Here is a 25,951-nt window from a genome sequence, read left to right as displayed (position 1 = left end):
GGTATGTGTCGATGAATCGACGTGTTAAAGCGGCCGCCGTTGCCGCCACAGCCGGTGGCGGGCTGCTGACCGCAGCGTTTCTGCATGCGGCGGTCGCGGTCGCCGACAGCGGATCCAACGCCGGGTTCACCATCGGCGATATCAGCTTCACCGACCCGGTGGCGATCGACGCGCTGACCGGCACGCAGACCGACGGCTATGAAGCTCTCACCCCGATGTTCGCCAATGCCCCGCTGCTCTCGCTCGGCAGCGACAACCTGCTGGGTCTCTTCAGCCTCGGCTCGCAGCAGTTCACCATCGAGGACAGCAGCGGCGAAACGCTCGGCACACTGCTGACCTCGACCAACGTTCAGAATCTCCTGGGCATCGTCACCGCGCAGTTCACCGTCACCAGCAGCACTGCGGCCGACGGCCTGACCGCCGCTCAAGCCGCCGAGCTGCCCGTCGACGGCACGGTGTACAGCATCACCAACCTCGGCGGCGGCTTCGCGAACGTCTACGTTGCCGTGCCCAACGCCGACGGAACGGCCGCGTCCAGCATCACCAACACGTTCGTCACCCCGTTCGGCAACTTCGACCTACCGACCCCCTATGACGCCATCGCACCGCTAGACCCGGGTGCCCCTCTGGAAGCCCTGGGGAACGCATCTGGCATCAGCGGGCTCAGCGACAACGCGTTCACCATCGGGGACACCACCTTCGACCCGGGCAGCGACGGCATCGACATCCCTATGCCGTTGTCCTTGTCCAGCTTCGCGCCGCTGCTGAGTCTGCAGGCCAGCGCCCTCAATATCTCCGGTAGCGGCCTGGAAGGTACCCAGGCGGAGCAGGAATTCACGGTGTACGCCGACGGTACCGACGCCGGCACGGTCCACACCTTCCTCTGGTACTCCGACGTGCTCGGGATCGACAGCACCCAGTTCACCGTCGGCGCCATCGACCCGGCCACCTCCACGCTCGAAAGCGCCCTGGCCGCCGACCTCGACTTCAGCAGCGCCGATTTCACCGCAGAAGACCTGGCGAATGCCTTGGCCGCCAACAGCGACGTCCTCCGCTACGGCACCGGCGAGATCACCAGCGGTGACGTTCTCGTCTCTCTGCTCCCCAGCGACGTCAACGTGACCGGCAGCGGCATCACCACCGATGAGATCGCCAGCGTGCTCAACGGCATCAGCCTTGCCGGCCTGCCCGCCCTCGGGACGGTCTACAGCGTCACCGATTTCGGTGGTGGCTTTGCCAATGTCTACGAAGCCACCCCGGGAACCGGCGGCGGATCGGCCACCATCACCAACACCCTGGTCACCCCGTTCGGCAACCTCAACCTACCGACGACCTTTGACGCGACCGCACCGCTGGACCCGGCTGCGCCGTTGGGTGCGCTCGCCGCGACGTCTGACAGCGCCGCCCTCAGCGACAACGCGTTCACCATCGGCGGTACCACCTTCGACCCGGGCGCCGACGGGTTCAGCACCGACGCCAGCTATCCGCTGTTCGGTATCGCACCGCTGCTGCAGATTTCCGGCGTCAACGCGCTCGGGGCCTTCCTGCCCACCCAGGACGGCATCTCGGTGTACGACGACAGCGGTGCCGCCCTGGGCACGGTCAGTTTCGGCGAGAACATGTCGAACATTCTCGGGATCGAGACCACCCAGTTCACCGTCACCTCGGTCGACGCGGCCTCCGGTCTCACCGACGCCCAGCTTGCGGACCTGCCGACGCTGGGCACGGTCTACAGCGTCACCGACCTCTGGGGCTTCACCAACGTCTACGAGGCCATCCCGAACGCCGACGGCACCGGCGCATCAAGCATCATTGACACGCTGATCACGCCGTTCGGCAACATCGACCTGTCGGGCATGTTCAGCATGTTCGATGCCGTCGCACCGCTTGACGCGGGCGATGCGGTGTCGGGCCTCGACATGGCCGCTGCCACGGCCGGTTTCGACCTCTTCGACCCGAGCAGCTGGTTCTGACCGGACGGTAATCCCAGCGCCCGGAAGGGCGCTGGGATTACTGGCAGAGCTTGCCCAGTTCGGCAATCCGCGCGTCGAGGTCGCGTCCCAGCTGCTCGCGATCTGAGTTCGGTTGCCCGACAAGGTAACTGAGATTCAGGTGCTCGAGCTCACCGGCCATCGCGCGGGCGGCGGTCACCACGTCGTGCGGCGTACCCGGGTTCGCTTCGAGCCGGCCCCGCAGGTAGGCGGCACTCGCAGTCAGTGACAGCCTCGCGTTGGCGGCCACCGCAAGCTGGGCAACCGGGTTCTGGGGATCGGGATTCTTCAAGTGCATGTTGTTGGCCACCGCCTGACGCGCAAGCACCGCTGCGGCACACACGTCCTTGGTCGCGTCGGCGGCCTTCTGGCCGGAGGACTTGGCCGATCCGGATCCGGGGTGCCACCAGGCGGCCACACCCGCACCGCCCAGGGCTCCGGCGACCAGCGCCACCGCTGCCGCCGCGACCACGGGCCGCCAGCCCGGACTCGCCGGCGCCTTGCCTGACGGCCTTTCCGGCTTGCGCGACGGCCTTTTCACAGGTTCGGGGTGGTCGGTCGGGCTTTCCTCGGTGGCCGACTCCGCGGAGTCCGGCTGACTTTCCTCAGACATAGTGAGCAATCCTACCGTCGGGGTTGCCGAGTTCGCCGGTTAGATCCGAATCTTGTTCTCGGCGGCAGCCAAGCCGATATCGGTGCGGAAGTGGCTGCCCGGCAAGCGAATCGAGCCGATCGTCCGGTAGGCGGCTGCGCGGGCGGCGGTCAGATCGTCACCGGTGCCCACCACCGAGAGCACCCGGCCGCCGCAGGACACCACCGCTCCGTCGTCGCGGTGGGTGGTGCCGGCGTGCAGCACCTGGTCGCCCTCGGCGCCTACGATCACGTCACCGACCCGGGGCCGGCCCGGATAGTTCTCGGCGGCCAGCACGACCGTCACCGCCGCGCCGTCTCGCCAGCGCAGCGCACCGAACTTATCGAGTCCGCCGGTGGCCGCGGCGTGCAGCAGTTGTCCGAGCGGTGACTCCAGCAGGGCAAGTACCGCCTGGGTCTCGGGATCCCCGAAGCGGCAGTTGAATTCGACCACCGCCGGCCCGCTCGACGTCATCGCCAGACCGGCATACAGCAGCCCGGCGAACCGGCTGCCCCGGCGCACCAGTTCGGCCGCGACCGGTGCGACGACGTCGGTGACGATGCCCGCCGCGGCCTCCCGGGACAGCCACGGCAACGGGGCGTAGGCACCCATACCACCGGTGTTGGGACCGGTATCGCCGTCGCCGACGCGTTTGAAGTCCTGGGCAGGCAGCAACGGCACCACCGTGTCGCCGTCGACGATGCAGAACAGCGAGAGTTCGGGCCCGTCGAGAAACGATTCCAACAGCACCGGGTGCCCAGCTTCGAGCAATCCCGCGGCGTGGGCGCGCGCCGCAGCCCGGTCGGGGGTCACCACCACTCCTTTGCCGGCGGCCAGGCCGTCGTCCTTGACCACCCAGGCCGCCTCCCCGGCGTCCGGGCCGAAGCGGCTGAGGGCGGCGTCCAGGTCGGCGGGGCTGTCGACGATCTCCGAGCGGGCGGTGCGCACACCTGCGGCAGCCATCACATCCTTGGCGAACGCCTTGGAGCCTTCGATGCGGGCGGCGTCTTTCGACGGCCCGAAACAGGCGATCCCGGCGGCGCGTACCGCGTCGGCCACGCCCAACACCAGCGGCACTTCCGGCCCGATCACCACCAGATCGGCCCCGACCTCGCGGGCCAGCGCGGTGACCGCCGGACCCGAGGTGATGTCGACGTCGCGCTGCTCGGCCACCGCCGTGGTACCGGCGTTGCCGGGGGCGATCACCAGGTGGTCCACCTTGGGATCGTTGCGCAATGCCAGTAGTAGGGCGTGTTCGCGGGCACCGGAACCGATCACCAAGACGCGCATGGGGCTCACCCTATCGGTGTCCACCGGGCGATCGCCTGATCAGCCGCCCGTCACCATGGTGTGCAGGTCCGCGATCGACCACGGTGCCGAATGCTGGTGATCGCGGTAGCCCAGCACCGCGGGGGCCGGCCGATCGAATCGGCCGACGAAACCTCCGGAAGCCACAAACACCGCCCCGGTCACGCTGCTGGCCAGATCGCTGGCCAGGTAGGCGTACAGCGGGGCCACATAGCCGGCCGGCGCCGGGGCCAGCGAGGCGGCCATGGTGAACTCATCGAGCAGGCCCCTGGCGTGCAGGTCGCGGATGTGTTGTTCGTAGTCGGCGCCGGTCGACAGCCGCGTCTTCGCGCCGGGACAGATCACGTTGGCTCGCACGCCGTACTCGGCGAGCTCGGCCGCCATCGCCAGCGTCAAGGCGTTGACCGCCCCTTTGCCGGCGGGATAGCCGGTGCCGCCGTAATGCCCCAGGGATGCCACCGAACCGCTGTTGACGATCGCCCCGTGTCGCTGCTCGGCCATGATCGGGGCGGCGGCCCGACAGGTGTGGAAAACCGTGCCGAGGTGAGCGTCGAGCAGTTCATGGAATTCGGCGCTGGTGATCGACAGAATCGAGGAGCCGGCCGGTTCGGCCACCCCGGCGCAATTGATGAGAACGTCGACGCTGCCGTATTCCTGCCGGCAGGCCGCCATGAGCGCCGCGGCGGTCCCCTCGGTACCGGCGGCTCCGGCCAGCCCGACGGCCCGCCCGCCCGAGCCGGTGATCGCCGCGACGGCATCGTCGACCGCCTCCTGCTCGCGGCCGTTGACCACCACCCCGGCGCCGCACGCCGCAAGCTGTTCGGCGACCGCCCGTCCGATGCCGAGGCTGCCGCCGACCACGACGGCTCCGCGGGCGGCGAGCAGGGTCACGACTCTCTGTTCATCCGCAGCGCGTCCTCGACGTTGGCCTTTTTGTCTTCGGCCTTGCCGGCCGCGGCGGCCTTGCGCCGCCTGGCCACCACGACGTCGACCGCGCCGTTGAGCGCCGAACCCAGCGGGAACCCCAGATACTGGGTCAGAAAGACCGCCATCTCCTTGAGTTCGGTCTCGGTGAGCTCCCCATTGAGCAGTGCGGCATTGATCTGGATCTCGGCCAAGTCGCGGTTGCCGATCGCGGTCACCGCCGTCAGCGTCATGATCCGTTTGTCGCGCATCGATAATCCGGGCCGGGTCCAGATGCTGCCGAACAGGTGATCCACGGTCAGGTCGAAGTAGGGGTCACCCTCGATGTTGGGCATCTCCCAGCCGTAGACCTCGTTCATCTTCGCCAGGCCGGTGCGGCGCAGTTCGTCCATCGGCTGTCTCCTAATCAGTGGTGTGCGGCACGCCCAGGCCCGCGGCGAGCTCGGCCAGCGCGATCCGGGCCAGCGGGAGCTCCACCCCGGTGGATTCGCCGAGCGCCAGCGCCAGACTCAGGTCCTTCTCCCCCAGTCCGCGGGTGTGGATGAACGCCTGGCGCAGGAAGTGGTCTTCGGCCAGCGGAGCGGTCGAGTCGAGCAGCATGATCGCCCCGGGCCCGCCGGTGAGCGCATCGGTGTGCCGCACCACCCGGCCCAGTGCCTGCAGATCCAGCCCGGCCGCCTCGGCCAGTTTCATCGCCTCGCCGGCCGCGGCGTAGGCGGTGAACGTCAACATGTTGCGCGCCAGCTTCATTCGGGTGCCGGCGCCGGGTTCTCCGGCGTGGATGACCAGCGACGCCCAGCACTTGAACGCCGGCTTGATCTGTTCGTAGATCGCGCGTTCGGCGCCAACCATGGTGGCCAGCTGGCCCTTCTCGGCGGCGCCGGCGCCGCCGCTGACCGGTGCATCGATAACGTGGATGCCCTGCGGCTTGAGCTGCTCGGCCAGCTCGGCGGCCGTGGTGTCGGCGATGGTCGAGTGGATCGCGATGACGGTGCCCGGCTTGGCATTGGCCGCCAGCTCGGCGACCACCTCGCGGACCTGGGCGTCGTCGAGCACCGTGACGCTGATGATGTCGGCGGCTGCGGCGACGTCGGCGACGCTGTCCGCGGGGCCGGCACCGGCCTGCACCAGCGGCGTCATCGCTTCGGTCCGCAGATCGAATACCGTTACGCCACCCGGCCATTCGACCATCCGCTTGGCCATCGGTGCACCCATGTTGCCCAGCCCGATGTAGCCCAGGCGGGCAGCTGCTTGCGTCGCGCTCATGATCGGATGATCTGTCCGCCGTCGACATTGAAGATCTGCCCGGTGATCCACGACGCCGAATCCGACAGCAGGAACAGGCACATCGGAACCAGGTCCTCGGGTGTGCCCATCCGGGCCAGCGGCAGCTGCTGCACCATCTGCTTGACGATGGCCTGCGGGGTGGTGACCCGGTTGGCCTCAGTGTCGATCGGTCCGGGCGCGATCGCGTTGATCCGGATGTTGCGCCAGCCCAATTCGCGGGAGAGCTGCTGGGTCAGGCCGTTGATGCCCACCTTGGCCAGCCCGTAGAAGTTCGCGTAAACCCATGCCGCGGTGGAGGACTGGTTGACGATGGCACCGCCACCGCGCTTGGCCATGTGCTCGTAAACCGCGCGCGTGCAGATCAGCGCGCCGTCCAGATTCACCCGCATGAACTTTTCGTAGTAGTCCCACGGCACGGTCAACAGACCGTCGAGCTTCATGCCGCCGAAGATCGCGGCGTTGTTGACCAGGTAGTCGATCCCGCCGAACTCCGCCACCGCCGCATCGGCCATGGCCTGCGCGGACTCCGGGTCGGAGACGTCGACCGGTACTGCGAGCGCTTTGCCGCCGTCGGCGACGATCTGCTTGGCCACGCTCTGCGCGCCGTCGGTGTTGATGTCGGCAACCACCACCGCGGCCCCCTCAGCGGCCAGCGCCTGGGCGTACGCCTGGCCGATCCCGCCGCCGGAACCGGTGACGATGGCCACCTTGTCGTCGAATTGCCCCATGCGTACTCTCCTTGAATCCCTAGATGTGAAGTCAGTTCGCTGCTGTCGCAATGGCTTTGGTTTCCAGGTACTCCTCGAACCCGGCGACACCCATCTCTCGGCCGTTGCCGGACTGCTTGTACCCACCGAACGGCACGTCCGCCGAATACCAGACCCCGCCGTTGACGTTGACGGTGCCGGCCCGCAGCCGGGCCGCCACCCCGGCCGCCCGATCGGCATCCGCGCCGTAGACCGTTGCCGACAGCCCGTAGGGCGAGTCGTTGGCGATGCGCACCGCGTCGTCGTCGCCGTCGTGCGCGATCACGGTCAGCACCGGCCCGAAGATCTCCTCGCGGGCCACCCGCGCCTCGTTGGTGAGCCCGGCGATCACGGTGGGTTCGATGAAGAAGCCGGCGGGCTGGTCGGCCGGGCGCCCGCCACCGCAGGCGAACTCACCGCCCTCGGCCAGGGCCAGGTCCAGGTAGCTCTGTACCCGGTCACGCTGGCGCGCCGAGATGACCGGCCCACAAACGGTTCCGGGCTTGGTAGGGTCACCCGGCCTGATCGAGCCCATGGTGCCGGCCGCGATAGCGACCGCCTCGTCGTAGCGGGCCCGCGGCACCACCAGTCGGGTGGTGATCGCGCAGCCCTGCCCGGCATGCAGGCAGACCGAGAATCCCGCCACCGAGCAGGCCGCGGCCAGGTCGGCGTCGTCGAGCACCACGAAGGCGGACTTGCCGCCCAGCTCCAGGAAGACCTTCTTGATGGTGGCGGCGGCATCGGCCATCACGCTGCGGCCGGTGGCCGTCGATCCGGTGAACGAGACCATGTCCACCCGAGGGTCTTTCGCGAGCATGGCACCCAGCGCGTGGTCGGTGGAGGTGACGATGTTGACCACGCCCGGCGGGATGTCGGTGTGCTCGGCGATCAGCTCACCGAGCACCGCGGCAACCCACGGGGTGTCGGGTGCGGGTTTGAGCACGATGGTGTTGCCGGCGGCCAGCGCCGGGCCGAGCTTGGCCAGGTTGATCTGGTGCGGGAAGTTCCACGGGGTGATGGCGCCGACGACGCCGACCGCCTCGCGCACCACCGACCGCCGGGTGGGAATGCCCAGTGGGGTGGCGTGGCCGAGATCCTGCGTCCACTCGTAGTTCTCGGCGGTGTCCGCGGCGAACCCGAGGTCGGTGACCGGCCCTTCCAGCTGGGCGCCGGCGGTGAGCATCCGCGGCGCCCCCACCTCGGCGATCGTCAGCTCGCGCAGCTCCTCCACGTGCCCTTGCAGCGCATCGCGCAGCTGGCGCACGCAGCGCACCCGCAGCGCGGTGTTGGTCGACCAGTCGGTGCCGTCGAAGGCTCGCCGTGCCGCGTCGATGGCGAGGTCCATGTCGACGGCGTCGGCGTTGGCCGCCTCGCCGAGCACCTCTTCGGTGGCCGGGTTGACGGTGGCGAAGCCGCCGGCCCCGCCGGGGGTCAGCTTGCCGTCGATGAGCAGCCGGCTCATACCGTCGATTAGCGCCATCAGTCACTCCCGCAGCTTGGGTGCCCGACCAAAATTGGACACTTGTCCGTTCTCGCTGGACCGAACCCTAACCGCAGCATCACCGCTGCCGCAAGCCGGATTGCGAAAAACTGTTGTTTCCCAGTGGACTTGCCCTACCGAGCTGCCGTCGACTACGTTGGACAGGTGTCCAGCGAATCGGTGGCGGCAGTCACATTGGCGAACGGCTCGTCGAATGGCGGGGCCCGCAACCGTCGCCAGGAAGAGACCTTCCGCAAGGTGCTGACCGCCGGCGTGGAGATGTTGCGCGAGAAGTCCTACGCAGACCTGACCGTGCGCGCAGTCGCCGCCCGGGCCAAGGTCGCGCCGGCGACCGCCTACACCTACTTCTCGTCGAAGAACCACCTGATCGCCGAGGTCTACCTGGACCTGGTCCGTCAGGTGCCCTACTTCACCGACGTCAACGAGCCGATGCCCCAGCGCGTCAACCAGGCGCTGCGGCACCTGGCGCTGGTGGTCGCCGACGAGCCCGAGGTCGCGGCGGCCTGCACGGCGGCACTGCTCAGCGGCAGCGGTGACCCCGCGGTGCGCACGGTGCGCGACCGGATCGGCGCGGAGATCCACCGGCGCATCACCTCGGCAATGGGACCGGGCGCGGATCCCCGGCAGGTCTCGGCGTTGGAGATGACGTTCTTCGGCGCCCTGGTCAACGCTGGCAGCGGCGCCTTCACCTACCACCAGATCACCGATCGGCTGGCCTACGTGGTCAGCCTGATCCTCGAATCAGGAGGCCAATGATGGTCCTGCCGGCTATGACTTCCAAGACGTCTGGTCCACCGGTCCTCAACCCCTACGACTACGACTTTCACGAGGACCCGTTCCCGTACTACCGGCGACTGCGCGACGAAGCGCCGGTGTATCACAACGAGGAGCTGAACTTCTGGGCGATCTCGCGTCATCAGGATGTGCTGCAAGGGTTTCGCAACAGCGACGCGCTGTCCAACCGCGACGGTGTCTCGCTGGACCCGGTCTCCCGCGGCCCGCACGCCCAGCTGGTGATGTCGTTTCTGGCGATGGACGACCCGCAGCACCTGCGGCTTCGCACCCTGGTGTCCAAGGGCTTCACCCCGCGCCGGATCCGCGAGCTCGAACCGCAGGTGGTGCGGCTGGCACGCCAGCATCTGGACACCGCGATCCAGCCCGGCGCGCGCGGCACCTGCTCGTTCGACTTCATCAACGACTTCGCCGGCAAGCTGCCGATGGACGTGATCTCCGAGCTGATGGGTGTCCCCGAAGCCGACCGCGCGCGCATCCGTGGGCTGGCCGACGGCGTGCTGCACCGCGAGGACGGGGTGACCGATGTCCCGCCGTCGGCGATCCAGGCGTCGGTGGATCTGATGACCTACTACAACGAGATGATCGCCGACTTCAAGAAGACCCCGGCGGACAATCTGACCTCGGCGCTGCTGGAAACCGAGGTCGACGGGGACCGGCTCGGCGACCAGGAAATCCTGGCGTTCCTGTTCCTGATGGTGATCGCCGGCAATGAGACCACCACCAAGCTGCTGGGCAGCTCCGTGTACTGGGGCCACCGCAACCGCGACCAGCTGACGTCGGTGTTCGCCGACCACTCCCGCATCCCGCTGTGGGTGGAGGAGACGCTGCGCTACGACACCCCCAGCCAGATCCTGGCGCGCACCGCCGCGCAGGACTACACGCTGCACGACACCACAATTCCGGCCGGTGACGTGGTGCTGTTGCTGCCCGGCTCCGGAAACCGCGACGAGCGGGTCTTCGAGTCCCCCGACGAATTCCGGATCGGCCGTGACATCGGCTCCAAGCTGCTCAGTTTCGGCAGCGGCGCCCACTTCTGCCTCGGTGCACACCTGGCTCGGATGGAAGCCCGGGTGGCGCTGGAAGAACTGTTCAACCGGATCAGCGACTACCAGGTCGACGAAGCCAACGCCGTGCGGGTGCATTCCTCCAACGTGCGCGGCTTCGCCGACCTCCCGATCACCGTCAAGGAGGCCTAAGTGCCACGTTTTGATCCACCCCCGGCCCGGCGGCCCGCTATCGTCGCGGGTGCGTCCTCAGGCATCGGTGCCGCCACCGCAGAAGAGCTGGCCCGCCGCGGCTTCCCGGTGGCGTTGGGCGCCCGGCGGACCGAGAAGCTCACCGAGCTGGTCGACAAGATCCGCGGCGAGGGCGGCGAGGCGGTCGCCTTCCCACTGGACGTCACCGACGTCGATTCGGTGAAATCCTTTGTGTCCCAGAGCATCGACGCGCTCGGAGAGATCGAGCTGCTGGTCTCCGGCGCCGGCGACATGTTCCCCGGACGTATCCATGAGCTGAGTACCGAGGCGTTCAACGACCAGATTCAGGTGCACTTGATCGGCGCCAACCGGCTCGCCACCGCGGTGGTGCCGGACATGGTGGCCCGCCGCCGCGGCGACGTGATCTTCGTCGGCTCCGACGTAGCGCTGCAGCAGCGCCCGCACATGGGCGCCTACGGCGCCGCGAAGGCCGCGCTGGTCGCGATGGTCAAGAACATGCGGATGGAGTTGGAGGGCACCGGCGTTCGGGCCTCGATCGTGCATCCCGGCCCGACCCTGACCGAGATGGGCTGGAAGCTCTCCGCCGAGCAGGTGGGTCCGATGCTCGAAGACTGGGCCAAGTGGGGGCAGGCCCGGCACAGTTATTTCCTTCGCCCGCAAGACCTGGCCCGGGCCATCGCCTTCGTCGCGGAGACACCGCGCGGGGCGCACATCGTCGACCTGGAGGTGCAGCCGGAGGCGCCGTTGCACGACACCGCCGCCGACCGTCAGCACCTGCAATTGGGTGAGGAAGGAATGCCGCAATGACCGTCAGTATTGAGGTTCCCCGGGTTTCCGGAGGCGAGGCCGAGCACGGCCACCTCGAGGAGTTCCGCACCGACCCGATCGCGCTGATGCAGCGGGTCCGCGACGAATGCGGGGACGTCGGCTGGTTCGACCTGGCCGGCCGCAAGGTGGTGCTGCTGACCGGCGCCGAAGCCAACGAGTTCTTCTTCCGCTCCACCGACGACGAACTCGACCAGGCCGCGGCGTACCCGTTCATGACCCCGATCTTCGGCAACGGCGTCGTGTTCGACGCGCCGCCGGAACGACGCGCGGAGATGCTGCACAACACCGCACTTCGCGGCGACCACATGAAAAGCCACGCCAGCACCATCGAGCACGAAGTGCGCCAGATGATCGCCGACTGGGGCGACGGAGGCGAGATCGATCTGCTGGAGTTCTTCGCCGAGCTGACCATCTACACCTCGACCGCCTGCCTGATCGGGCGGAAATTTCGCGAGGAACTCGATCACCGGTTCGCCGAGCTGTACTACGAACTCGAACGCGGCACCGACCCGCTGTGCTACGTCGACCCGTACCTGCCGATCGAGAGCTTCCGGCGCCGTGACGAAGCCCGCGTCAAGCTGGTCGAACTGGTGCAGGGCATCATGAACGGCCGGATCGCCAACCCGGAGACCGACAAGCGGCGCCGGGACATGATCGACGTCATGGTCTCGATCCCGGACGAGAGCGGCAACCCACGGTTCTCCGCCGATGAGATCACCGGGATCATCATCTCGATCATGTTCGCCGGCCACCACACCAGCTCGGGAACGTCCGCGTGGACCCTGATCGAGATGCTGCGCCACCCCGAGGCCCTCGCCGCGGTTATCAAAGAGCTCGACGGGCTCTACTCCGACGGCAGCGAGGTGAGTTTCCATGCGCTGCGCCAGATCCCCAACCTGGAGAACGTGCTCAAGGAGACCCTGCGGCTGCACCCGCCGCTGATCATCCTGATGCGGGTGGCCAAGGACGAGTTCGAGGTCTGCGGCTACCCGATCCACAAGGGCGACATGGTGGCGGCGTCACCGGCGGTCTCCAACCGGATCGCCGAATCCTTCCCCGAGCCCAACGAGTTCGTGCCGGAACGCTACAACGAGCCGCGCGAGGAAGACGTCATCCAGCGCTGGACCTGGATCCCGTTCGGCGCCGGACGGCATCGCTGCGTGGGGGCGGCGTTCGCCACCATGCAGATCAAGGCGATCTTCTCGGTGCTGCTGCGTGAATACGAGTTCGAGATGTCGCAGCCGCCGGAGACCTACCGCAACGACCACTCCAAGATGGTGGTGCAGTTGGCCCGCCCGGCCAAGGTGCGCTACCGCCGCCGTCGGCGATAAGGAGGCACTGCGCCATGACCTTTCACGTCAAAGTGGACCTGGACCTGTGCCAGGGCCACGCCATGTGCGAGCTGGAGGCACCCGACTATTTCCGGGTGCCCAAGCGCGGCAAGGTCGAGATCCTCAACGACGAACCGCCGGATGACGACCGCCGCCACATCGAAGAGGCCGTACGGGCCTGTCCCACCCGAGCGTTATCCATTCACGAGAAAAAGGATTGAAAGATGGCCCCGTTCCCCCGCGAAGAACTCGAAGACGTCGTCGACCGCTGGCTACAGGCCAACCGCGACGCCGAAAAGGCCGGCGACTGGCGCAATCTGGCGGCCTTCTACACCGATGACGCGACCTACGGCTGGAACATAGGCCCCAAGGAAGACGTCATGTGCGTCGGCATCGACGAGATCCGCGACATCGCGCTCGGCCAGGAGATGGAGGGCCTGCACGGCTGGACCTACCCGTACCAGAAGGTGATCATCGACGACCGGCAGGGCGAGATCGTCGGTTTCTGGAAGCAGGTCGCCAAAATAGGAGAAGCCGCCGACGAAGAACGCGAGATCTACGGGATCGGCGGCAGCTGGTTCCGCTACGCGGGCGACGGAAAGTTCAACTGGCAGCGGGACTTCTTCGACTTCGGCCACGTCTCGGCCCTCTACATGGACCTGATCAAGGCGGGCAAACTGTCGGCGGGCATGCAAAAGCGCATCGAACGCAGCCTGGCCGGCGAGAAGATCCCCGGCTACTACCCGCTGGGCAAGGCACCGGTTCCGCTGTGGTGACGTACACACCGTCCTGTCCGTTCGGACCCGGTTTCGACTTCACCGATCCGGATGTCCTATTGCACGGCATGCCGATCGCCGAGTTCGCCGAGCTGCGCAAGACCGCTCCGGTCTGGTGGAACGAGCAGCCCGCGCACAGCAACATCTTCGACGACGGCGGCTACTGGGTGGTCAGCAAACACCAGCACATCAAAGAGATTTCGCGCGACAACGAGGTGTGGTCGACCAACGCCAAGGGTGCGGTGATGCGGCTGCCCGAGGGCATCACCGCCGACCAGCTGGAGCTGACCAAGGCACTGTTGATCAATCATGACCCGCCCGAGCACACCCGGCTGCGCAAGCTGGTCTCCCGGCTGTTCACCCCGCGCTCCGTCGGTGCGCTCGAGGAGAAGCTCGCCCAGTCGGCCCGCGACATCGTCGCCGCCGCCGCCGAGAAAAACAGCGGCAACTTCGTCGATGACATCGCAATGCAACTGCCGCTGTTGGCGATCGCCGATCTGATCGGGGTGCCCGAGGCCGACCGGGAGAAGCTGTTTCACTGGACCAACTCGATCATGAACACCGACGACCCGGATTTCGACTCCGATCCGGCGATGGCCAACGCCGAGTTGATGGGCTACGCCTACACCATGGCCGAGCAGCGGCGGCGCTGTCCGGCCGACGACATCGTCACGCGGCTGGTGCAGGCCGACATCGACGGCGAGTCACTGGGCGAGACCGAGTTCGCGTTCTTCGTGATCCTGTTGGCGGTGGCGGGCAACGAAACCACCCGCAACGCCATGACCCACGGCATCAATGCGTTCGCGGAGAACCCCGACCAGTGGGAGCTCTACAAGCGCGAACGGCCCGAGACCGCTGTCGACGAGATCGTCCGCTGGGCCACGCCGGTGCACTGTTTTCAGCGCACTGCCAAGGTCGATACCGAACTCGGCGGAGTGGCCGTCGGACAGGGGCAGCGGGTGGGGCTGTTCTACAGCTCGGCGAACTTCGACGAAGAGGTCTTCGACCGGCCGTTCGACTTCGACATCCTGCGGGATCCCAATCCGCACCTGGCGTTCGGCGGGCAGGGCACGCACTACTGCATCGGCGCCAACCTGGCCCGCATGGAGATCCGGCTGATGTTCGATGAGATCGCCACTCAGCTGCCCGACATCGCCAAACTCGCCGAGCCGCAACGACTCCGCTCCGGCTGGATCAACGGGGTCAAAGACTTGCAAGTCTCCTACCACGGCTGATCGCGGCGATGCGCGATTCGAACAGAATCTTCCCGCGACGTGGTAGTCGGCGATAGGCTGCGACGGGTGGGCTGCCCGACGTCCCGAGCCAGGCCGGGGCCGTTCTCTAGCCGGATATCCGAGATGAAAGCAGGTTCGTGGTGAAGACAAAGGGTGCGTTGCTCTGGGAGTTCAACAAGCCGTGGTCGGTCGAGGAGATCGAGATCGGTGACCCCCAGAAAGACGAGGTCAAGATCCAGATGGAGGCGGCCGGAATGTGCCACTCCGACCACCACCTGATGACCGGCAGCATCCCGATGGCCGGCTTCCCGGTCCTCGGCGGCCACGAGGGCGCCGGCATCGTCACCGAGGTCGGACCCGGGGTGGAAGACATCGCCCCCGGCGACCACGTGGTGCTGTCTTTCATCCCGTCCTGTGGCGTGTGTCCGACCTGTCAGTCCGGACTGCGCAACCTGTGCGACCTGGGCGCCGGGCTGCTCAACGGCGTGGCGGTCAGCGACGGCACCTTCCGCGTCACGGCCCGCGGCCAGGGCGTCTACCCGATGACGCTGCTGGGCACGTTCTCGCCGTGGATGGTGGTGCACAAGTCCTCGGTGGTGAAGATCGACCCGTCGATCCCGTTCGAGGTGGCGTGCCTGGTCGGCTGCGGTGTCACCACCGGCTACGGGTCGGCGGTCCGCAGCGCCGACATCCGCCCCGGTGAGGACGTTGCGATCGTGGGTGTCGGCGGGGTAGGCATGTCGGCGCTGCAGGGTGCGGTCAACGCCGGTGCCCGCAACATCTTCGTCATCGACCCGGTGGAGTGGAAGCGCGACCAGGCGCTCAAGTTCGGCGCCACCCACGTCTACCCGGATATCTTCGCCGCGATGGGCGGCATGATGGAGGTCACCCACGGCGTGATGGCCCGCAAGGTGATCGTCACTGTCGGCGAGGTGCACGGTGCCGACATCGACAACTACATGGTGCTGACCGCCAAGGGTGGCACCTGCGTGCTCACCGCGATGGGGTCCATGCTTGACAACCAGGTCACACTGAACCTGGCGATGCTGACGTTGCTGCAGAAGAACCTGCAGGGCACCATCTTCGGCGGCGGAAACCCGCAGTACGACATCCCGCAGCTGCTGTCGATGTACTCGGTGGGCAAGCTGAACCTCGACGACATGGTGACCCGCCAGTACAAGCTGGAGCAGATCAACGACGGTTACCAGGACATGCTGGACGGCAAGAACATTCGCGGGATCATCCGCTACACCGACGCCGATCGCTAATAACCGTTGACTCTGCGTGTACCAGGCGACCTACCCGCACTTTTGCCTGGTACGCGCAGAGTCAACGCAAGGGTTAGACCTTCCGGAACACCAGGCTGGCCTTGAGCCGGGTCCGGTTGCCGACCATGCCCAAAAAGTTGCCCTCCACGGCGAACTGCTTGCGGGTGACGGTCGTCTCGGTGGTCAGCCGCACGGCCCCGTCGCCGATCGGGGTGACATCAACCTTGAGCGGCAACGGTCCGGTGATCCCCTTGACGGTCAGTTCGGCGTTGAGCCGGGCGGCATCACCCCCGGCCGGCTCCCCACTGGTGACCTGGACGGTGATGTCGGGGTAGCGGTCGGTGTCGAAGAAGTTCGACCGGCGCAGATCATGGTCGCGGGTACCCAGGCCGGTGTTCACCGAGGCAGCCTTGATGTCGACGCGGCCGGACACCGTCTTGGCGTCCTTGATCTCGCCGCTGCCGGAGAAATCGGTGAAAGCGCCACGCACCTTCAGCGCGCCCCACATCGTGCCGTTCTCGAACCGAATACTCGACTGCCCGGTATCCAGAGTCCAGGTGCCGACCGCCTCGGGGCTGCTGAGAAATGTTGTGACAACTGACATCTCATCTCCTCTACCGATGGCGCGTGGAGCTCGCGCCCGGCGGCGCCAGCTCGCTCTCGATAATACGCAGCGCACCCCGCTAAATCCGAGACTCGGCGCATATGCTGAAACCCATGAGCACCGTGTTCACCAAGATCATCAACCGGGAACTGCCGGGCCGGTTCGTCTACGAGGACGACGACATCGTCGGTTTCCTGACCATCGAACCGATGACCCAGGGCCACACGCTGGTGGTTCCGCGCGCCGAGATCGACCAGTGGCAAGACGTCGACGGCGCCGTCTTCGCACAGGTGATGGCCGTGGCGCAGCGCATCGGCAAGGCGGTGTGCACAGCGTTCGACACCGAGCGCGCCGGCATGATCATCGCTGGCCTGGAGGTCCCGCATCTGCACGTCCACGTCTTTCCGACCCGCAGCTTGTCCGACTTCGGCTTTGCCGGTGTCGACCGCAATCCGGCGCCGGAATCCCTCGACGAGGCGCAAGCGAAGATCAAGGCCGCGCTGGCTGAAATGCCCTGAGGCTCAGCGAATCTCGACGGGCAGCTCGGCTATGTCGACCGACGTGTCGGCAAGACGCGGGACCGCGACGCGAAACGTGCAGCCCTGGCCGGGTGGGGAACTCACGGTGACGGTGCCGCCATGCGCGCGGGTCAGCGAGTCGACGATCGAGAGTCCCAGCCCGGTGCCGCCACTGGCGCGCGCCCGCGACGAGTCGGTGCGAAAGAACCGCTCGAAGGCCCGCTGTACGTCCTGTTCACTCATACCGGGCCCCTGGTCGACGACCTCGAGGATCGCGTCGTCGCCGTCGGTGCCGACCCGCACGGTGATCGCAGCCTCTTCGGGGGTGTGCTGCAGCGCGTTGGACACCAGGTTGCTCAGCACCTGACGCAGCCGGGCCTCGTCACCGAGCACCTCCGGGGTACCCGGGCCGTCGAAGACCTCCAGTTCGACGGTCCGATTCGGCGCGATGGCGCGCGCGTCGTGCACGGCGTCGGTGGCCAGCACCAGCAGGTCGACCCAGTTCCGGTCCAAGGGCCGCTGGGCATCCATCCGGGCCAGCAACAGCAGATCCTCGACCAGCAGGCCCATCCGGCTGGCTTCGCTTTCGATGCGCGACATCAGCAGCTCGACGTCGCGGGCCGCGCCCTGGCGGTACAGCTCGGCGAAACCGCGGATCGTGGTCAGCGGTGTGCGCAGCTCATGGCTGGCATCGGTGATGAACCGGCGCATCCGCTCCTCGGAGACCCGCGCGTTGTCCGCCGAGGCCACCGAGGACGCCACCGCCTGCTGAATCTGCGCCAGCATGCCGTTGAGCGCCAGCGAGAGTCGTCCGACTTCGGTACGCGGATCGCGCTCGGGCACCCGGCGGTCCAACTGGCCGGCGGCGATCGCCGCGGCGGTCTGCTCGACTTCGGTCAACGGGCGCAGGCTCCGGTTGACCACCACATAACCGGCGGTCCCCAGCACCAGCAGCACCCCAACACCGATCGCCACCCGCGACCAGGCCAGATAGCGCAGTGTGGCCTTGGGGTCGGAAAGGTCCCTGGCCACGGTGATCAGCCTGCCGTTCTCACCGTGCACCGACAGCGCCCGCCATTGCACGCCCGACCCGTCGACCGAGCCGATCGTCACCGGTACCGAGCCCACGTCGTTGTCCGGCGGCAACTGCGGCTCGGCGTTCTGGTCGTTGACGACGGTCCAGACGCTGCCATCGGGGTCGACGTCGCGGACGTAGAAGCTCGTCGGCGGCCGGCCGGTGTTCGGATCCTCGTCCTCCTTCGACGGCGGCCGCCCACGCTGCTCCAGCGCCCAGCCGTGGGCCGCGTCGATCAGCGTGGCGTCGATCCTGCTGATCAGCCGGTGCCGCAGGATGGTCGTGACGGCGTACCCCTGCGCCAGCAAGCCGATGGCCACCATCGTCAGGGTGGCCGCGACCAGGCTGACTCGTAGTGGCAGCACACCACGAGGGGGTTTCACCATCCCCATATTCTTCGCCTTAAACCCCTCGCCCGGCCATCATGGGCAACATTGGTTCACCGCGGCTCGCGCAGCACATAGCCCACCCCGCGCAGCGTATGCAGCAGGCGCTTCTCGCCGGTGTCGATCTTGCGGCGCAGATAGGAGACATAGGACTCGACCACGTTGACGTCGCCGCCGAAGTCGTAGCGCCAGACGTGGTCGAGGATCTTCGGCTTGCTCAGCACGGTGCCGGCGTTGATCACGAAATAGCGCAGCAAGGTGAATTCGGTCGGCGACAGCGACACCGGCTGGCCGGCCTTCCACACCTCGTGGGTGTCCTCGTCGAGTTCGATGTCGGCGAAGGTCAGCCGCGAGTTGCGCGGCTCCCCCGCGCCCTTGCCCGCCCGGCGCAGGATGACCCGCAGCCGGGCCACCACCTCCTCCAGGGAGAACGGCTTGGTCACATAGTCGTCGCCGCCGAGGGTCAGGCCGGTGATCTTGTCCTGCAGCGAGTCACGCGCGGTCAAGAACAACGCCGGGGCGTCGATGCCGTCGGCGCGCAGCCGGCGCAGCACGCCGAACCCGTCCATCCCCGGCATCATCACGTCCAGGATCACCGCGTCCGGCCGGACCTCCCGGGCACGGTCCAGCGCCGCCGGCCCGCTGGAGGCGGTGTAGACCTCGAACCCCTGGAACTTGAGGCTGACCGACAGCAGCTCGACGATGTTGGTCTCGTCGTCGACGACCAGCACCCGGGCCTCTGGCGCAGCGTCTTGCGCAGCTGTTGCTCCCATGGGGTTAATTCCCTCGTGGTCGGGTGAAAATGAACTGGATATTAGCTGTGTGTTTGTTGTCAATCAAACTACCTGATATCGGTGCTGGATCGCCCATACACTGGCCAGATGAGCCTGGCCAGACAGCTGATCGCCGTATCGACCGCTCCGGCGCGCATCGGTCTGTCGATCGCCGACGCCGGACTCGGCGTGGCCACGGCCGCGCTCGGGCTGGCCCGGCAGACCCTCGGAGAGTCCCCAACTCCAGGACCGGCCAACTCCATGGCACACATGCTCGGGTTGGAGGACACCATCGCCCGGGCCAACCGGTTGGCCAAGCTAATGGACGACGACGCTCCGCTGGGGCGCGCGCTGGCCCCCGACGGCCCGGCGGACCGGCTGCTGGCACCCGGCGGGCTGGTGGACCAGCTGACCGGGCCCGGCGGTGTCCTCGATCGCCTCACTGCCGAGGGCGGTGGCTTGCAGCGGGCGCTGCAGCCCGGCGGGCTGGTGGATCAACTCACCGACGAGGACGGCTTGATCGAGCGATTGCTCTCCGAGGATGGTCTGGCCGACCGGCTGCTGGCCGAGGGCGGGCTGATCGACAAGCTCACCGCCCGCAACGGGCCACTGGAGCAGCTGGCCAACGTCGCCGACACGTTGAGCCGGCTGGCGCCGGGGATGGAGGCACTGGAGCCGGCCATCGAGACGCTGCAGGAGGCCGTCATCGCCTTGACGATGGTGGTCAACCCACTGAGCAATATCGCCGAGCGCATTCCGCTGCTGCCGCGCCGGTCGAGCCGCCGCCCGTCGTCGCGGCCGGTGCGCTCCGAGCGCGTCATCAACGCCGACAAACCCAGTGCCGACGGTTCCTGAGCCGGTTTCACACTCGGCGGCCGACTCCCGTTACGCTGGCACCGGCTAAACCCGCCTCCTTAGCTCAGTGGTAGAGCAACGCTCTTGTAAAGCGTAGGTCGTCAGTTCAATCCTGACAGGGGGCTCCACCACCGCGCGAGCGGTCAGTCAGCCCGGCGCAGGAAGTCCAGCACCACCGACTCGAAGGCGTCCTTGGCCTCGATCATGGTCCAGTGCCCGCAGTTGGGGAACACGTGCGTCTCGGCATTGGGAATGGTGCGCATCGGGATCAGCGCCATGTCCAGCGGGCTGACCCGGTCGTCCCGGCCCCAGGTGACCAGCGTCGGCACCTTGAGCCGGTGCATCATCGCCCACGGCAGCGGGCCCTTGGAGGCCTGCATCATCTTCACCATGTTAGTGAAGGCTTCCTTGCCGTACATCCGTCGGGCGCTGGCCAGGGTGTCGGGGTCGGTGGCCAGTGCCCACCGCTCCTCGATGAGCTCTTCGGTGATCACCTTGGGGTCGTAGACCATCGAGTGCAGCCAGCGCACCAGCGCTTCGCGGCTGGGGTTGTCGACGAAGTCCTGCAGCAGCCGGATCCCCTCGGCCGGGCCCGGGCTGAGCAGGTTGGTGCCGATACCGCCGATGGTCACCAGTTTGCGGACCCGGTCGGGGTTACCGATCGCATAGCCGATCCCGACGCCACCCCCCATCGAGTTGCCGACGATGCTGAACTGCTCCAGCCCCAGCGCATCGGCGAATGTCGGCACCGCGCCGAACGCGGTGACCATGGGATGCCCACCGAAGTCATCGCTGACCCCGAACCCGGGGAACTCCAGAACCAGGCAGCGGAAGTGCTCGGCGAAGGCCGGCAGCACGCCGCGATAATTGCGCCACCCGGTGACACCCGGCCCGGAGCCGTGCAGCAGCAGCAGCGTCGGACCCTCGCCGGCCTCGTGGTAGCGCAGCACCCCCTGCTCGGTGGTGACCTCACGCAGGGTCTCGTCGTGGCTCAGCTCTGCCGGCATTTGTCTCCTCACAGGTCCCGAACTCTTGGTCACGCTAACGCCGAACGATGCCGGTCACGGTGTCGGGGTCGCGATCCGGTCTTCGAGAACGACCTCATCCGCAGCAGGTAACCGAGCGCCCGGCGGGCCGGCACCGCACGCGGCCAGTCGTCGGCGCGGAAGTAGGCGTCCGTGCCGCCGTCGACGAAAACCACGCTGCCGCAGAGGAAGTCGGCGGCATCGGAGAGCATGAACAGCATCCAGTCGGCCAGTTGGCCGGGATCGCCGAAACCACCCACCGGCACCGGAAAGCTGCGGACGGCCTTCTCCTGCCCCGGGGTGGCGAGCTGTTTTTCCAGCAGCGGCGTCATGATCGCACCCGGCGCCAGGGCGTTGAGCCGGATACCCGCCCCCGCCCACGACGGCTCGACCGCCTGCCGGCGCACCCAGCGCGTCACCGCGATCTTGGACGCGGCGTACGCCAACGACGGCGCACCCGGGCCGAAGAGCCGCAGCCGGCGCACCGCCTTCGTCACATGACCGGCCAGCAGCGCCCGCACTGCGGCCCGCGGCACCGCCGGCACCGTGGTCGTCGAATTGCTAGCGACGACAACAACTTTGGCGCGTCCAGTGGCCGCCAGCGCCGAGCGCCACGCCTCCAGCAGGTCGACCACCCCGAAGTAGTTGACCTGCAGGATCAGTTGCGTCGCCCGCGGGGTGGGTCCGACGCCCGCCGCCAGCACCGCACCGTCGAGCCGGCCCCCGCACAAGGTCAGCACCTCCCGGGCTGCCGTCGCCCTGCCGTCGGGTCCGGACAAATCCGCGACCACGTCGGCGTCGCGCAGGTCGACCCCGATCACGGTGTGACCGGCCGCCCGCAGCTTGTCCGCCGCCTGGCGTCCCATCCCGGATGCCGACCCGGTCACCGCGTACACGCCCATGACTAGTCCCCCACGACCCCGCGCAGTCCGTCTGCGCCGAACGCCGGCTCCAGCATCGCCGAGAAGTCCGGGCCGCGACGCAGCATCTGCCCGCCGTCGACATTGATGACCTGGCCGGTGATGTAGCCGGCCGCGTCGCTGAGCAAAAACAGCGCCAGGTTGGCGACGTCGTCGACCTCGCCGGGCCGGGGCAGCGGCGTCGAGATGCGGTAGTCCTCGGAGAGTTCCGGCGAGTCCAGAATGGGGGCGACCAGCTCAGTGCGGGTCAGGCCCGGGCGGATGCTGTTGACCCGCACCCACGACGCACCCAGTTCGTCGGCGGCCAGCTGCATCAGGTGATCCAGCGCCGACTTGGTCGGGCCGTAAGCACCGAACCAGCGGTGGGTATTGCTGGCCGCGATCGAGGAGATCCCGACGAACGAGCCGCCGCCGCCGCGCACCAGCTCCCGGCCGGCGTGCTTGAGCACGTACATCGAACCGTTGATGTTGAGGTCGACGGTGCGCCGCCACGCCTCCGAGTCGATCTGGGTGATCGGCCCGATGGTCTCCGAACCACCGGCGCAGTGCACCACCCCATGCAGCCGGCCGTGCCGGCCGGCGGCGGCCTCGACGGCGGCGATCACGCTGTCCTCGTCGGTGATGTCGGCTCCGAAGTGACGGACCCCGATCTCGGCCGCCACCGCCGCCAGCCGCTCGACGCCCCGGCCGATGATCAGAACGTCAGCCCCGGCGGCGGCCAGGCCGCCGGCCACCGCCTTGCCGATGCCACTACCGCCGCCGGTGACCAGGTAGCTGCGGTCTTCGAAGGAAAGCTGCACACCGACCCCTCACATCAAAAACTGGAACGTGTTCTAGCTATCCAAGCACGCGGCCGACCACGCCCGCTAGGGCTGATCGCGGCGAGCCAGATCGGTGGCCTCGGCGGTGCGCCAGTCCGGCACCTCCGGCGGCAGCGCGATCGGGAACTTGTTGTCGTTGTGCGCCGACCAATGCGCATGGCCGAGCTGATGAATATGAAAGCCGTGCTTCAGCGCCTCGGTGAAACCCATGGCGTCCGCGGCGGCGTTCACCGAGTCCTTGATCAGCAGCGCGGCCATCGTCGGCAGCTGCGCGATCCGGCGGGCGAACTCCAGCGTGCGCTCGGCCAGGTCGTCAAGCGGGAACACCTTGGAGACCATCCCCAGCCGGTAGGCCTCGTCGGCGTCCAACGAATCCCCGGTCAGCAGCAGTTCCTTGGCCTTGCGGGGGCCGAATTCCCAAGGATGGGCATAGTATTCGACGCCCGGCATGCCCAGGCGCACCCCGACCACGTCGGAGAACCGGGCGTTGTCGGCGGCGACGATCAGATCGCACGCCCAGATCAGCATCAACCCGGCCGAGATGGCGTTGCCCTGCACCTGCGCGATGGTGATCTTGCGCAGTTCGCGCCAGCGGCAGGTGTTGGAGAAGTAGTAGTGCCACTCCTGCAGGTAGGTCTTCTCCACGACCGGTTCCCGGGTGCCGCCATGGATGCGAAACGAGGGGTGCTGCCCCGGGCCGGGCCGGCGCTCGGCCACGGCCGCCTCCGAGCCGAGATCGTGACCGGCCGAGAAATTCGCACCGCGCGCCGCCAGGATCACCACCCGCACGGTGTCGTCTGCCTCGGCACGCCCGAACGCTTCGTCGAGCTGCACCAGCAGGGTGCGATTCTGCGCGTTGTGGGTCTCGGGCCGGTTCAGCCAGATCCGGGCGATGCGCCCGTCGTCGAGGGTTTCATAGTCGACGAGATCGCTCATGCAGCCTCCACCCTGGTTGTCGTCCGCCCCACAGGCTACGGCGCACTTCGCTAGAGTCGACTTATGCCTGCTAAAACCGAACACGACATCGACGAGGTCGAGCCGCTGGCCGACAACACCGCACGCCAAGCCCGGCGAGTGGTGGCCGCCTACGCCGAGGACGCCGACGAGTGCCGGGTGTTCCTGTCCATGCTGGGGATCGGTCCGGCGAATACCGAGAAGCACGGGGCCTAGATGCCGGAGTCGGGTGCCGATTTCGTCGTGGTGGCCAACCGGCTGCCCATCGACATCGAGAAACTGCCCGACGGCACGACAGAATGGAAACGCAGCCCGGGCGGGCTGGTCACAGCGCTGGAGCCGCTGCTGCGTAAGCGTCATGGCGCCTGGGTGGGCTGGCCGGGAAGTCTGGACGTACCCGATGGGCCGATCGACGTCGAAGATCTGCGGCTGCACCCGGTCGCCCTGAGTGCCACCGACATCGCCGACTACTACGAAGGCTTCTCCAACGCCACCCTATGGCCGCTGTATCACGACGTGATCGTCAAACCGATCTACCACCGGCAGTGGTGGGACCGCTACGTCGACGTCAACCGCCGCTTCGCCGAGGCGACCTCGCGGGCGGCCGCCCAAGGGGCCACGGTGTGGGTCCAGGACTATCAGCTGCAGCTGGTGCCCAAGATGTTGCGGACCCAGCGCCCCGACCTGACCATCGGTTTCTTCCTGCACATCCCCTTCCCGCCGGTGGAGCTGTTCATGCAGCTGCCGTGGCGCAAGGAGATCGTCGACGGCCTGCTCGGCGCCGACCTGGTCGGCTTCCATCTGGCCGGCGGCGCCCAGAACTTTCTGTACTTGGCGCGCAACCTGACCGGCGCGGCCACCTCGCGGGGCGCGGTCGGGGTGCGCAGCCGGTTCGGCGAGGTGAGCCTGGCGGAGCGCACCGTGCGGGTCGGCGCCTTCCCGATCTCGATCGACTCCGGCGAACTCGACCACAAGGCGCGCGAGCGGGGAATCCGGCGGCGGGCCAAGGAGATCCGGGCCGAATTGGGCCACCCCCGCAAGATCCTGCTCGGGGTGGACCGCCTGGACTACACCAAGGGCATCGACGTCCGGCTCAAGGCGTTCAACGAACTGCTCGCCGAAGGCCGCGCCAAGCGGGACGACACCGTCCTGGTGCAGCTGGCGACACCCAGCCGGGAACGGGTGGAGAGTTATCAGATCCTGCGCGACGACATCGAGCGCCAGGTCGGCCACATCAACGGCGAGTACAGCGAGGTCGGCCACCCGGTGGTGCACTATCTGCACCGGCCGGTCCCCCGCGACGAGCTGATCGCGTTCTTCGTGGCCAGCGACGTCATGCTGGTCACGCCGCTGCGCGACGGGATGAACCTGGTCGCCAAGGAGTACGTGGCCTGCCGCAGCGACTTGGGTGGCGCCCTGGTGCTGAGCGAATTCACCGGTGCCGCAGCGGAATTGCGGCAGGCCTACCTGGTCAACCCGCACGATCTGGAGGGTGTCAAAGACGCCATCGAGGCGGCGGTCAACCAGACCCCCGATGAGGGCCGCCGGCGGATGCGGACACTGCGCCGCCAGGTGCTGGCCCACGATGTGGACCGCTGGGCGCGATCCTTCCTCGACGCGCTCGCCGAATCGGGATAGCTCAGCTACACAGGTGAATCGGATTGTCCTGACAGGTCAGCGGGTAGTGGATGACCGGGTTGGGCAGCGGCGAGACGTAGGTCAGGGTAAACGGGTGCTTCTCCAGTCCGGGCTGCCAGCCGCAGACGGCGTTGTGCGACTGGGTGTAGGTGCCGTTGAGCGCGGTGTCGAACTGGTACATCTCTTCGCTGGCGGCGGTGCTGCCGTCCGGGCACCTGGTGCCGGCCAGCAGCGGCGTGTGGTAGCTCCATCGACCGTTGGACAGCCGGTAGGAGCCGGCCTGCCCGGGCGGACCGTCGCTTTCGACCTGCAGCCGGCAACCGACCGCATCGTGCAGCGGGACCCGCCCGTCACCCACGGTCGGCACGCACAGCGGGTAGATCTTCCACCTCGCGGTGATGCCGTTGCCGTTGTAGGTGTAGATGCCCTCGAGGGTGCCTTCCGGTGCCGCGTCGTCGTCCGCGCCGGCCTCGACCGCCAGCCCGGTGGCCGCCGTCATCGCGACGCCGAAGGCCACCACGGCGCGAACAAGCTTCTTCACAGC

General features: G+C 67.6%; 28 protein-coding genes and 1 tRNA gene. 14 read left to right on the top strand and 15 right to left on the bottom strand.

Annotated elements, in window-relative coordinates:
* Window positions 1-11 precede the first annotated feature (11 nt).
* Window positions 12-1,973 (top strand): hypothetical protein, encoded by a 1,962-nt coding sequence (locus tag A5771_RS05785; RefSeq protein WP_064854242.1) that lies wholly within the window; start codon window positions 12-14, stop codon window positions 1,971-1,973.
* A 37-nt stretch (window positions 1,974-2,010) separates the two neighbouring features.
* Here the strand turns inward: A5771_RS05785 and A5771_RS05780 are convergent, their stop codons facing one another.
* From A5771_RS05780 to A5771_RS05750, 7 genes are read right to left on the bottom strand one after another with little or no spacing between them, the layout of a single operon-like run.
* A complete protein-coding gene (locus tag A5771_RS05780) occupies window positions 2,011-2,604 on the bottom strand; it encodes a hypothetical protein (RefSeq protein WP_131808895.1) in 594 nt (197 codons plus the stop codon).
* A gap of 39 nt (window positions 2,605-2,643) precedes the next feature.
* Entirely contained in the window at window positions 2,644-3,912 is a 1,269-nt protein-coding gene (purD, locus tag A5771_RS05775) for a phosphoribosylamine--glycine ligase (RefSeq protein ID WP_064854240.1), read from the bottom strand.
* A gap of 39 nt (window positions 3,913-3,951) precedes the next feature.
* Entirely contained in the window at window positions 3,952-4,821 is an 870-nt protein-coding gene (locus A5771_RS05770) for an SDR family NAD(P)-dependent oxidoreductase (RefSeq protein WP_064854239.1), read from the bottom strand.
* The gene (locus A5771_RS05765; RefSeq protein WP_064854238.1) at window positions 4,818-5,246 is read right to left on the bottom strand and encodes a carboxymuconolactone decarboxylase family protein; all 429 of its coding nucleotides are present in this window, start codon (window positions 5,244-5,246) and stop codon (window positions 4,818-4,820) included. The genes A5771_RS05770 and A5771_RS05765 overlap by 4 nt, the downstream gene beginning before the upstream one ends.
* A gap of 10 nt (window positions 5,247-5,256) precedes the next feature.
* Window positions 5,257-6,120 (bottom strand): NAD(P)-dependent oxidoreductase, encoded by an 864-nt coding sequence (locus tag A5771_RS05760; RefSeq protein WP_064854237.1) that lies wholly within the window; start codon window positions 6,118-6,120, stop codon window positions 5,257-5,259.
* The gene (locus A5771_RS05755) at window positions 6,117-6,869 is read right to left on the bottom strand and encodes an SDR family oxidoreductase (protein WP_064854236.1); all 753 of its coding nucleotides are present in this window, start codon (window positions 6,867-6,869) and stop codon (window positions 6,117-6,119) included. Before A5771_RS05755 ends, A5771_RS05760 begins: the two co-directional genes overlap by 4 nt.
* 31 nt (window positions 6,870-6,900) lie before the next feature.
* Complete coding sequence (locus tag A5771_RS05750; RefSeq protein WP_064854235.1) at window positions 6,901-8,367, bottom strand: aldehyde dehydrogenase; 1,467 nt, start codon at window positions 8,365-8,367, stop codon at window positions 6,901-6,903.
* A gap of 165 nt (window positions 8,368-8,532) precedes the next feature.
* On the opposite strand from A5771_RS05750, the gene A5771_RS05745 reads away from it, so the two are divergent.
* From A5771_RS05745 to A5771_RS05710, 8 genes are all read left to right on the top strand, one after another.
* Window positions 8,533-9,144 carry a TetR/AcrR family transcriptional regulator gene (locus A5771_RS05745; protein WP_064854234.1) on the top strand — a complete coding sequence of 204 codons (612 nt, stop codon included), beginning with the start codon at window positions 8,533-8,535 and terminating at the stop codon, window positions 9,142-9,144.
* Window positions 9,145-9,158: 14 nt separating this feature from the next.
* Window positions 9,159-10,379 (top strand): cytochrome P450, encoded by a 1,221-nt coding sequence (locus tag A5771_RS05740; RefSeq protein WP_064854405.1) that lies wholly within the window; start codon window positions 9,159-9,161, stop codon window positions 10,377-10,379.
* A complete protein-coding gene (locus A5771_RS05735) occupies window positions 10,380-11,207 on the top strand; it encodes an SDR family oxidoreductase (protein WP_064854233.1) in 828 nt (275 codons plus the stop codon).
* Window positions 11,204-12,559 carry a cytochrome P450 gene (locus A5771_RS05730; protein ID WP_064854232.1) on the top strand — a complete coding sequence of 452 codons (1,356 nt, stop codon included), beginning with the start codon at window positions 11,204-11,206 and terminating at the stop codon, window positions 12,557-12,559. The genes A5771_RS05735 and A5771_RS05730 overlap by 4 nt, the downstream gene beginning before the upstream one ends.
* 14 nt (window positions 12,560-12,573) lie before the next feature.
* Window positions 12,574-12,780, top strand: a complete 207-nt coding sequence (locus A5771_RS05725; RefSeq protein ID WP_064854231.1) for a ferredoxin — start codon at window positions 12,574-12,576, stop codon at window positions 12,778-12,780.
* A 3-nt stretch (window positions 12,781-12,783) separates the two neighbouring features.
* On the top strand, window positions 12,784-13,335 hold the full coding sequence (locus A5771_RS05720; RefSeq protein WP_064854230.1) for a hypothetical protein: 552 nt from the start codon (window positions 12,784-12,786) through the stop codon (window positions 13,333-13,335).
* Window positions 13,332-14,570 (top strand): cytochrome P450, encoded by a 1,239-nt coding sequence (locus tag A5771_RS05715; protein WP_064854404.1) that lies wholly within the window; start codon window positions 13,332-13,334, stop codon window positions 14,568-14,570. The genes A5771_RS05720 and A5771_RS05715 overlap by 4 nt, the downstream gene beginning before the upstream one ends.
* 140 nt (window positions 14,571-14,710) lie before the next feature.
* On the top strand, window positions 14,711-15,838 hold the full coding sequence (locus A5771_RS05710; RefSeq protein WP_064854403.1) for an NDMA-dependent alcohol dehydrogenase: 1,128 nt from the start codon (window positions 14,711-14,713) through the stop codon (window positions 15,836-15,838).
* A 73-nt stretch (window positions 15,839-15,911) separates the two neighbouring features.
* On the opposite strand, the gene A5771_RS05705 is transcribed toward A5771_RS05710, so the two are convergent.
* On the bottom strand, window positions 15,912-16,442 hold the full coding sequence (locus tag A5771_RS05705; protein ID WP_064854229.1) for a YceI family protein: 531 nt from the start codon (window positions 16,440-16,442) through the stop codon (window positions 15,912-15,914).
* Between the two features lie 113 nt (window positions 16,443-16,555).
* On the opposite strand from A5771_RS05705, the gene A5771_RS05700 reads away from it, so the two are divergent.
* Window positions 16,556-16,960 carry an HIT family protein gene (locus A5771_RS05700; RefSeq protein WP_064854402.1) on the top strand — a complete coding sequence of 135 codons (405 nt, stop codon included), beginning with the start codon at window positions 16,556-16,558 and terminating at the stop codon, window positions 16,958-16,960.
* A gap of 3 nt (window positions 16,961-16,963) precedes the next feature.
* Here the strand turns inward: A5771_RS05700 and A5771_RS05695 are convergent, their stop codons facing one another.
* Both A5771_RS05695 and A5771_RS05690 read right to left on the bottom strand, forming a co-directional pair.
* Entirely contained in the window at window positions 16,964-18,421 is a 1,458-nt protein-coding gene (locus tag A5771_RS05695; protein WP_064854228.1) for a sensor histidine kinase, read from the bottom strand.
* 53 nt (window positions 18,422-18,474) lie between these two features.
* Entirely contained in the window at window positions 18,475-19,194 is a 720-nt protein-coding gene (locus A5771_RS05690) for a response regulator transcription factor (protein WP_064854227.1), read from the bottom strand.
* 108 nt (window positions 19,195-19,302) lie between these two features.
* Here A5771_RS05690 and A5771_RS05685 point away from each other — a divergent pair, with 108 nt between their 5' ends.
* Both A5771_RS05685 and A5771_RS05680 read left to right on the top strand, forming a co-directional pair.
* Window positions 19,303-20,049, top strand: coding sequence for a hypothetical protein (locus tag A5771_RS05685; protein ID WP_064854226.1), 747 nt, complete (start codon window positions 19,303-19,305; stop codon window positions 20,047-20,049).
* Between the two features lie 53 nt (window positions 20,050-20,102).
* Window positions 20,103-20,177: transfer RNA gene (locus A5771_RS05680), tRNA-Thr, on the top strand.
* 15 nt (window positions 20,178-20,192) lie between these two features.
* Here the strand turns inward: A5771_RS05680 and A5771_RS05675 are convergent.
* From A5771_RS05675 to A5771_RS05660, 4 genes are all read right to left on the bottom strand, one after another.
* Window positions 20,193-21,056, bottom strand: a complete 864-nt coding sequence (locus A5771_RS05675; RefSeq protein ID WP_064854225.1) for an alpha/beta fold hydrolase — start codon at window positions 21,054-21,056, stop codon at window positions 20,193-20,195.
* Between the two features lie 29 nt (window positions 21,057-21,085).
* On the bottom strand, window positions 21,086-21,976 hold the full coding sequence (locus tag A5771_RS05670) for an SDR family oxidoreductase (RefSeq protein ID WP_064854224.1): 891 nt from the start codon (window positions 21,974-21,976) through the stop codon (window positions 21,086-21,088).
* Between the two features lie 2 nt (window positions 21,977-21,978).
* Window positions 21,979-22,794 carry an SDR family oxidoreductase gene (locus A5771_RS05665; protein ID WP_064854223.1) on the bottom strand — a complete coding sequence of 272 codons (816 nt, stop codon included), beginning with the start codon at window positions 22,792-22,794 and terminating at the stop codon, window positions 21,979-21,981.
* A gap of 66 nt (window positions 22,795-22,860) precedes the next feature.
* Window positions 22,861-23,751, bottom strand: a complete 891-nt coding sequence (locus A5771_RS05660) for an enoyl-CoA hydratase (RefSeq protein WP_064854222.1) — start codon at window positions 23,749-23,751, stop codon at window positions 22,861-22,863.
* A gap of 63 nt (window positions 23,752-23,814) precedes the next feature.
* Here A5771_RS05660 and A5771_RS22505 point away from each other — a divergent pair, with 63 nt between their 5' ends.
* The gene (locus A5771_RS22505) at window positions 23,815-23,985 is read left to right on the top strand and encodes a hypothetical protein (RefSeq protein WP_109401038.1); all 171 of its coding nucleotides are present in this window, start codon (window positions 23,815-23,817) and stop codon (window positions 23,983-23,985) included.
* Window positions 23,986-25,407: an alpha,alpha-trehalose-phosphate synthase (UDP-forming) gene (locus A5771_RS05655; RefSeq protein WP_064854221.1), complete on the top strand. Its 1,422-nt coding sequence runs from the start codon at window positions 23,986-23,988 to the stop codon at window positions 25,405-25,407.
* A 1-nt stretch (window position 25,408) separates the two neighbouring features.
* On the opposite strand, the gene A5771_RS05650 is transcribed toward A5771_RS05655, so the two are convergent.
* Window positions 25,409-25,948, bottom strand: a complete 540-nt coding sequence (locus tag A5771_RS05650) for a hypothetical protein (RefSeq protein ID WP_082947075.1) — start codon at window positions 25,946-25,948, stop codon at window positions 25,409-25,411.
* Window positions 25,949-25,951: the final 3 nt, after the last annotated feature.

It is taken from the genome of Mycolicibacter sinensis, assembly GCF_001667375.1.
Taxonomy (GTDB): Bacteria; Actinomycetota; Actinomycetes; order Mycobacteriales; family Mycobacteriaceae; genus Mycobacterium; species Mycobacterium sinense_A.
This window is presented reverse-complemented; position numbering and strand designations above follow the sequence as displayed.

Bases quoted from the DNA above. Each gene is read 5' to 3' on its own strand.
- A5771_RS05785 (WP_064854242.1), top strand. From the start codon at position 12: ATGAATCGACGTGTTAAAGCGGCCGCCGTTGCCGCCACAGCCGGTGGC.
- A5771_RS05780 (WP_131808895.1), bottom strand. From the start codon at position 2,604: ATGTCTGAGGAAAGTCAGCCGGACTCCGCGGAGTCGGCCACCGAGGAA.
- purD (WP_064854240.1), bottom strand. From the start codon at position 3,912: ATGCGCGTCTTGGTGATCGGTTCCGGTGCCCGCGAACACGCCCTACTA.
- A5771_RS05765 (WP_064854238.1), bottom strand. From the start codon at position 5,246: ATGGACGAACTGCGCCGCACCGGCCTGGCGAAGATGAACGAGGTCTAC.
- A5771_RS05760 (WP_064854237.1), bottom strand. From the start codon at position 6,120: ATGAGCGCGACGCAAGCAGCTGCCCGCCTGGGCTACATCGGGCTGGGC.
- A5771_RS05755 (WP_064854236.1), bottom strand. From the start codon at position 6,869: ATGGGGCAATTCGACGACAAGGTGGCCATCGTCACCGGTTCCGGCGGC.
- A5771_RS05750 (WP_064854235.1), bottom strand. From the start codon at position 8,367: ATGGCGCTAATCGACGGTATGAGCCGGCTGCTCATCGACGGCAAGCTG.
- A5771_RS05740 (WP_064854405.1), top strand. From the start codon at position 9,159: ATGACTTCCAAGACGTCTGGTCCACCGGTCCTCAACCCCTACGACTAC.
- A5771_RS05730 (WP_064854232.1), top strand. From the start codon at position 11,204: ATGACCGTCAGTATTGAGGTTCCCCGGGTTTCCGGAGGCGAGGCCGAG.
- A5771_RS05725 (WP_064854231.1), top strand. From the start codon at position 12,574: ATGACCTTTCACGTCAAAGTGGACCTGGACCTGTGCCAGGGCCACGCC.
- A5771_RS05720 (WP_064854230.1), top strand. From the start codon at position 12,784: ATGGCCCCGTTCCCCCGCGAAGAACTCGAAGACGTCGTCGACCGCTGG.
- A5771_RS05705 (WP_064854229.1), bottom strand. From the start codon at position 16,442: ATGTCAGTTGTCACAACATTTCTCAGCAGCCCCGAGGCGGTCGGCACC.
- A5771_RS05700 (WP_064854402.1), top strand. From the start codon at position 16,556: ATGAGCACCGTGTTCACCAAGATCATCAACCGGGAACTGCCGGGCCGG.
- A5771_RS05695 (WP_064854228.1), bottom strand. From the start codon at position 18,421: ATGGTGAAACCCCCTCGTGGTGTGCTGCCACTACGAGTCAGCCTGGTC.
- A5771_RS05690 (WP_064854227.1), bottom strand. From the start codon at position 19,194: ATGGGAGCAACAGCTGCGCAAGACGCTGCGCCAGAGGCCCGGGTGCTG.
- A5771_RS05685 (WP_064854226.1), top strand. From the start codon at position 19,303: ATGAGCCTGGCCAGACAGCTGATCGCCGTATCGACCGCTCCGGCGCGC.
- A5771_RS05675 (WP_064854225.1), bottom strand. From the start codon at position 21,056: ATGCCGGCAGAGCTGAGCCACGACGAGACCCTGCGTGAGGTCACCACC.
- A5771_RS05670 (WP_064854224.1), bottom strand. From the start codon at position 21,976: ATGGGCGTGTACGCGGTGACCGGGTCGGCATCCGGGATGGGACGCCAG.
- A5771_RS05660 (WP_064854222.1), bottom strand. From the start codon at position 23,751: ATGAGCGATCTCGTCGACTATGAAACCCTCGACGACGGGCGCATCGCC.
- A5771_RS22505 (WP_109401038.1), top strand. From the start codon at position 23,815: ATGCCTGCTAAAACCGAACACGACATCGACGAGGTCGAGCCGCTGGCC.
- A5771_RS05655 (WP_064854221.1), top strand. From the start codon at position 23,986: ATGCCGGAGTCGGGTGCCGATTTCGTCGTGGTGGCCAACCGGCTGCCC.